The sequence below is a fragment of the Stenotrophomonas sp. FW305-3-2-15-E-LB1 genome, from assembly GCF_058787375.1.
This window is the reverse complement of record NZ_JBYSZR010000004.1, coordinates 15,134-20,415: the sequence shown is the minus strand read 5'-3', so window position 1 is coordinate 20,415 and position 5,282 is coordinate 15,134. Positions and strand designations below refer to the sequence as shown.

The 5,282-nt window shown below is 67.4% G+C and carries 5 protein-coding genes; 3 read left to right on the top strand and 2 right to left on the bottom strand.

Annotation, left to right across the window (positions count from 1 at the left end; all coding sequences use genetic code 11):
• The first annotated feature begins 369 nt into the window (after nt 1-369).
• Nucleotides 370-669, top strand: coding sequence for a HigA family addiction module antitoxin (locus tag AC3WL7_RS04490; protein ID WP_079223451.1), 300 nt, complete (start codon nt 370-372; stop codon nt 667-669).
• Between the two features lie 87 nt (nt 670-756).
• On the opposite strand, the gene AC3WL7_RS04485 is transcribed toward AC3WL7_RS04490, so the two are convergent.
• Complete coding sequence (locus tag AC3WL7_RS04485; protein WP_108758873.1) at nt 757-1,359, bottom strand: lipocalin family protein; 603 nt, start codon at nt 1,357-1,359, stop codon at nt 757-759.
• 125 nt (nt 1,360-1,484) lie between these two features.
• Here AC3WL7_RS04485 and AC3WL7_RS04480 point away from each other — a divergent pair, with 125 nt between their 5' ends.
• Together AC3WL7_RS04480 and AC3WL7_RS04475 are read left to right on the top strand one after the other, a co-directional pair.
• Entirely contained in the window at nt 1,485-1,799 is a 315-nt protein-coding gene (locus AC3WL7_RS04480) for a hypothetical protein (RefSeq protein WP_492749491.1), read from the top strand.
• A gap of 69 nt (nt 1,800-1,868) precedes the next feature.
• On the top strand, nt 1,869-3,965 hold the full coding sequence (locus AC3WL7_RS04475; RefSeq protein ID WP_492749490.1) for a prolyl oligopeptidase family serine peptidase: 2,097 nt from the start codon (nt 1,869-1,871) through the stop codon (nt 3,963-3,965).
• A 67-nt stretch (nt 3,966-4,032) separates the two neighbouring features.
• Here AC3WL7_RS04475 and AC3WL7_RS04470 read toward each other — a convergent pair whose 3' ends face one another.
• Entirely contained in the window at nt 4,033-5,217 is a 1,185-nt protein-coding gene (locus AC3WL7_RS04470; protein WP_108758872.1) for a pyridoxal phosphate-dependent aminotransferase, read from the bottom strand.
• Nucleotides 5,218-5,282 lie beyond the last annotated feature (65 nt).

Below are 5,282 nucleotides of genomic sequence, written 5' to 3'. Positions count from 1 at the left end.
CGGGCATGGCCCGGCGCTACCGGATGGATCGCGTGGCAGGTAGCGCCGGGCCATGCCCGGCGGCGGCGTGACGCAATCCGTCCATTGACAACCTGGATCGCCGAACCGGGACTGGCAGCACATCCAGCCTCTTGGTATATTCCGTTTCGCGTAATACTTTTGCGGAATGATCCGGTCCTTCCGCTGCAAGCACACCCGCGCCTTGTTTGAAGGCCACTGTCTACGCGCCTGGCTGCCGATTCGACGGGCAGCGGAACGCAAGCTGCAGATGCTCGACTCGGCACAGACGCTGGCGTTCCTGCGCAGTCCGCCCGGCAACCGGTTGGAGGCGCTGGCTGGTGATTGTTGACTACCACTGAGGCATTCGCCATGAAGCCAACCGACAATCGCATGCGGGCCATCCATCCCGGCGAGATCCTGCGCGAGGAGTTCCTTTCCCCGCTGGCCCTGAGCGTGAATGCACTGGCGAGGGCATTGGATGTTCCGGCCACCCGCCTGCATGCCATCGTTCACGGCGAACGTGCGATCACCGCTGATACCGCTGCCCGGCTGGCGCGCCATTTCGGCGGAGATGCTGCATCGTGGCTGGCGCTGCAGGCGACCTACGACCTGAAGACGTTGGCCACGCTCGGCGAGATCGAGCGCCGCGTGCAGCCGCGGGCCGCGTAGGGCGCGGCGAATCCGCCGGGCATGGCCCGGCGCTACCGGATGGATCGCGTGGCAGGTAGCGCCGGGCCATGCCCGGCGGCGCTTTGCTCACCGCACGTTCGGAACTTCGTAACCCAGCTTGCCCACCTGGTCGGGGTGCTGCGGCACGCGCTTGAGCTTGTCAGTGTTGACGCCGTACTCGTCGCGCAGGCGCTCGGCCAGCTCCTTGTACAGCGCTTTGTCCATGTCCGGCTGGCGCGCGAAGATCCAGGCCATTTCCCGGCCGGGGTAGCCGATCATCGCCCACGAATAGTCAGGGGCCACTTCCAGCACGCGCGAATGGGTCGGTACGATCCGGTAGAACCAGGTGCGCCAGGCGTGGTTGCCGCTGTCGGCGTCGACGCTGGCGCGTGCGCGCACTTCCTGCTGGGGCGCACTGAAGCCATCGCGGTAGCGGTAGACGATGCCCACCTTGTTGTCTTCGCGCAGCGTGTACTCGTTGACGCTGGCCACGTGCCCACGTTCGATGAAGTTCGGCACGCGGCCGATCACATACCACGTGCCCATGAAGCGCTGCAGATCGATCGGCGCACCATATTCGGATGCCCCCGATGCGCTGGCGCGGGGTGACGGCGGGTCGCTGGCGGCCAGCGCGGGGCCTCCAAGGGACAGAGCCAGCAACACGGCGCAGAACGGGCGGATCGAGGACATGCGGGAGCGAGCTCCATTGGGTGCCCAAGCATGGTCGACTGTGTGTGCTCGATCCGTCAATGGTGTCGCAGCTCTTGAGAAGGCGGCACGCCAAGCTGGCCACCATCGAATCGCCGAGAACGCCCATGAACGCTCGCTCTTCCCGTCGCAACCCTGCTGAACGCGACAGCTTTGCATCCGACCGCCGCCTGCTGCACAGCGTGCAGCAGCTGGCCCTGGCCGGCCTGGCCCTGGTGCTGGTGTGGCCGGCCGCGCGCGGCAGCAGTGTCTGGCTGGGCTGGCTGCCGCTGTGGCTGGTCGGCATGCCGCTGGCGGCCTGGTGGGCGCTGCTGGGCTGTCCGTTGCCGTTGCGGGCGTGGCTGCGCCGCCTGCGCCAGCCGGGGGTACAGGCCCGTCGCCTGCCGGCGCGCGCGCGTCGCACGCGTACCGCCGCAGCCTGACCTTCGACACGGGGGCGGGCCCGGGGATCCGTGCTAGCGTTCCAGCGCTTATGACTGCCTGGAACCGCAATGTCACGACTCGCTTCCGCCTGCCTGTTGGCCGGCATGATGACCGCTGCTTCGGTGGGGACCGCCGTGGCCGCTGAAGAAACCGACCGTTACGCCTGGCTGGAGGACGTCACCGGCGACAAGCCGCTGTCCTGGGTCAAGGAACAGAATGCCAAGTCCGAGGGCCGCCTGGCGCAGACCGCGGCCTTCAAGCAGATGGAAGCCAGCATCCGCGAGGTGCTCGATTCGGACGCCAAGATCCCCGGCGTGCAGAAGATCGGCGACTACTACTACAACTTCTGGAAGGACCAGCAGCACGAGCGCGGCCTGTGGCGCCGCACCACCCTGGCCGAGTACCGCAAGGCCTCGCCGCAGTGGGAAACCGTGCTCGACCTGGATGCACTGAACAAGGCCGAGGGCGAGAACTGGGTCTGGCACGGCGCCGACTGCCTGCGTCCGGATTACAGTCGCTGCCTGATCGCGCTGTCGCGCGGCGGCGCCGATGCCGATGTCACCCGCGAATTCGACCTGGCCAACAAGACCTGGATCAAGGACGGCTTCTTCCGCCCCGAATCCAAGGGCGGCCTGGGCTGGATCGACCGCGACTCGGTGTTCGTCTACACCGATTTCGGCGCCGGTTCGATGACCACCTCCGGCTACCCGCGCGTTGCCAAGCTGTGGAAGCGCGGCACGCCGCTGGCGTCGGCCAGCGTGGTCTATGAAGGCAAGCCGGAAGACATGTACATCGCGGCGATGCACGATGACACCCCGGGCTTCGAGCGCAACCTGGTCAGCCGCACGCTGGCGTTCTACAACAACGAGGTCTACCTGCGCGCCGACAACGGCACGCTGACCAAGATCGACGCGCCGAACTCGGCGGAAAAGGGCCTGCACAAGCAGTGGCTGACCCTGGAACTGCGCGACCCGTGGACCGTGGGCGGCAGGACCTACGCCTCCGGTTCGCTGCTGGCGACCCAGCTGGACGACTTCCTGGCGGGCAAGCGTGAGTTCGAAGTCCTGTTCACCCCGACCGCGACCACCTCGCTGGCCGGCGCGACCTGGACCAAGAGCCACCTCGTGCTGAACGTGCTGGATGACGTCAAGAACCGCCTGTCGGTGCTGACCCCGGGCGCCAGCGGCTGGCAGAAGAGCGAGTTCGTCGGTGCGCCGGCCTTCGGCACCCTGGCCGTGGGCGCAGTGGACAGCAACGACAGCGATGCGGTGTGGCTGACCGCCACCGATTACCTGACCCCGACCACCCTGGCCCTGGCCGAGATCGGCAAGGCCCCGGAAACGCTGAAGACCATGCCGGCCTTCTTCGATGCCGAGGGCAAGGTGATCGAGCAGCACTTCGCTACCAGCAAGGACGGCACCCGCGTGCCGTACTTCGTGGTGCACGACAAGGCGATGAAGCTGGACGGTTCCAACCCGACGCTGCTGTACGGCTACGGTGGCTTCGAGATCTCGCTGACCCCGAGCTACTCCGGTGGCATGGGCCGCGCCTGGCTGGAGAAGGGCGGCGTGTATGTGGTCGCCAACATCCGTGGCGGTGGCGAGTACGGCCCGCGCTGGCACCAGGCGGCACTGAAGCAGAACCGTCACAAGGCCTATGAAGACATGGCCGCGGTGGCGCAGGATCTGGTCAAGCGCAGGATCACCACGGCCAAGCACCTGGGCGTGCAGGGCGGCAGCAACGGTGGCCTGCTCACCGGCAACATGCTCACCCAGTACCCGGAACTGTTCGGTGCGGTGGTGGTGCAGGTGCCGCTGCTGGACATGAAGCGCTACAGCCACCTGCTGGCCGGTGCTTCGTGGATGGCCGAGTACGGCAACCCGGACACCAGCGACTGGGAGTTCATCAAGACCTTCTCGCCGTACCACCTGTTCGACGCGAAGAAGACCTACCCGCCGGTGCTGTTCACCACCTCCACGCGCGATGACCGCGTGCACCCGGGCCACGCCCGCAAGATGGCGGCGAAGATGATCGACGCCGGCAAGGACGTGACCTACTACGAGAACATCGAAGGTGGCCACGGCGGCGCAGCCAACAACGCGCAGGCCGCGCACATGTCGGCCCTGGCCTACAGCTTCCTGTGGGAGCGGTTGGGCGGCAAGTGATGGAATGAAAAACGCCGCCCTCGGGCGGCGTTTTTCATTATCGGGTAATGCCGGCCAGCGGCCGGCGCTACCGGAATCGCTTCAACCCACGCGCAATGCGCTCCACCGCCTCCTGCAACCGCGGCACTTCCTGCGTATAGGCCAGCCGCACGTGCTGGTTCGCGCGATGGAAGCCGAAATCCAGGCCCGGGGTGAACGCCACGTGCTCGGTTTCCAGGAAGTGCGCGCAGAACGCCTGCGCATCATCAGTGAAGGCGCTGACATCGGCATACAGGTAGAACGCGCCCTGCGGCTCCACCTCGATGCGGAAGCCCAGCTCGCGCAGTGCAGGCAGCAGGAAATCGCGGCGCTGGCGGAACGCCTCGCGGCGCTGCTCGAAGATCGCCATTGATTCCTCGCTGAAACAGGCGAGGGCGGCATGCTGGGCGATGCTCGACGCGCTGATGTACAGGTTCTGCGCCAGCTTCTCCAGATCAGGCACGGCCGCCGGCGGTGCCACCAGCCAGCCGAGCCGCCAGCCGGTCATGCCGAAGTACTTGGAAAAGCTGTTCAGCACGAACGCGCTGTCATCCACCTGCAGCACGCTGGGCGCATCCAGGCCATAGGTCAGGCCGTGGTAGATCTCATCCACCACCAGATGGCCGCCGCGCGCATGCAGCGATGTCGACAGGGCGGACAGTTCGTCGGCCGACAGCACCGTGCCGGTCGGATTGGCCGGAGAAGCGACCAGCGCACCGACGCTGTCGGCGTTCCAGTGTTGTTCCACCAGCGAGGGCGTCAGCTGGTAGGCGGTATCCGGGCCAACCGGCACCAGCTGCGCGCCGCCTTCCACCAGGCGCAGGAAGTGGCGGTTGCAGGGGTAGCCGGGGTCGGCCAGCAGCCAGTGGCGGCCCGGGTCGACCAGCAGGCTGCTGGCCAGCAGCAGCGCACCGGACCCGCCCGGGGTAACCAGGATGCGTTCGGGGTCGATATCCAGCGCGTAGTGGCTGCGATAGAAACCGCTGATGGCCTGGCGCAGGGCCGGCAGGCCGCGCGCGGCGGTGTAGCGGGTGTGGCCGGCGGCCAGTGCGGCCTGGCCTGCGCGCACGACCGGCTCGGCGGTGGTGAAGTCCGGTTCGCCGATCTCCAGGTGGATCACATCGTGGCCCGCCTGTTCCAGCGCCTGCGCGCGGGCCAGCAGGGACATCACGTGGAACGGGGCGATTTCATGGCTGCGCCGGCTGTAGCCCGGCGTGTGGGGCAGGGTACTCATGCGCCCATGGTACGCCGGGCGCCGGGGGTAGTGGGGGGGGGGGGGGGGGGGGGGGGGGGGGGGGG

What these genes read in the sequence shown, in the direction of transcription:
- AC3WL7_RS04490 (WP_079223451.1), top strand. Translation starts at nt 370, where the DNA reads ATGAAGCCAACCGACAATCGCATGCGGGCCATCCATCCCGGCGAGATC.
- AC3WL7_RS04485 (WP_108758873.1), bottom strand. Translation starts at nt 1,359, where the DNA reads ATGTCCTCGATCCGCCCGTTCTGCGCCGTGTTGCTGGCTCTGTCCCTT.
- AC3WL7_RS04480 (WP_492749491.1), top strand. Translation starts at nt 1,485, where the DNA reads ATGAACGCTCGCTCTTCCCGTCGCAACCCTGCTGAACGCGACAGCTTT.
- AC3WL7_RS04475 (WP_492749490.1), top strand. Translation starts at nt 1,869, where the DNA reads ATGTCACGACTCGCTTCCGCCTGCCTGTTGGCCGGCATGATGACCGCT.
- AC3WL7_RS04470 (WP_108758872.1), bottom strand. Translation starts at nt 5,217, where the DNA reads ATGAGTACCCTGCCCCACACGCCGGGCTACAGCCGGCGCAGCCATGAA.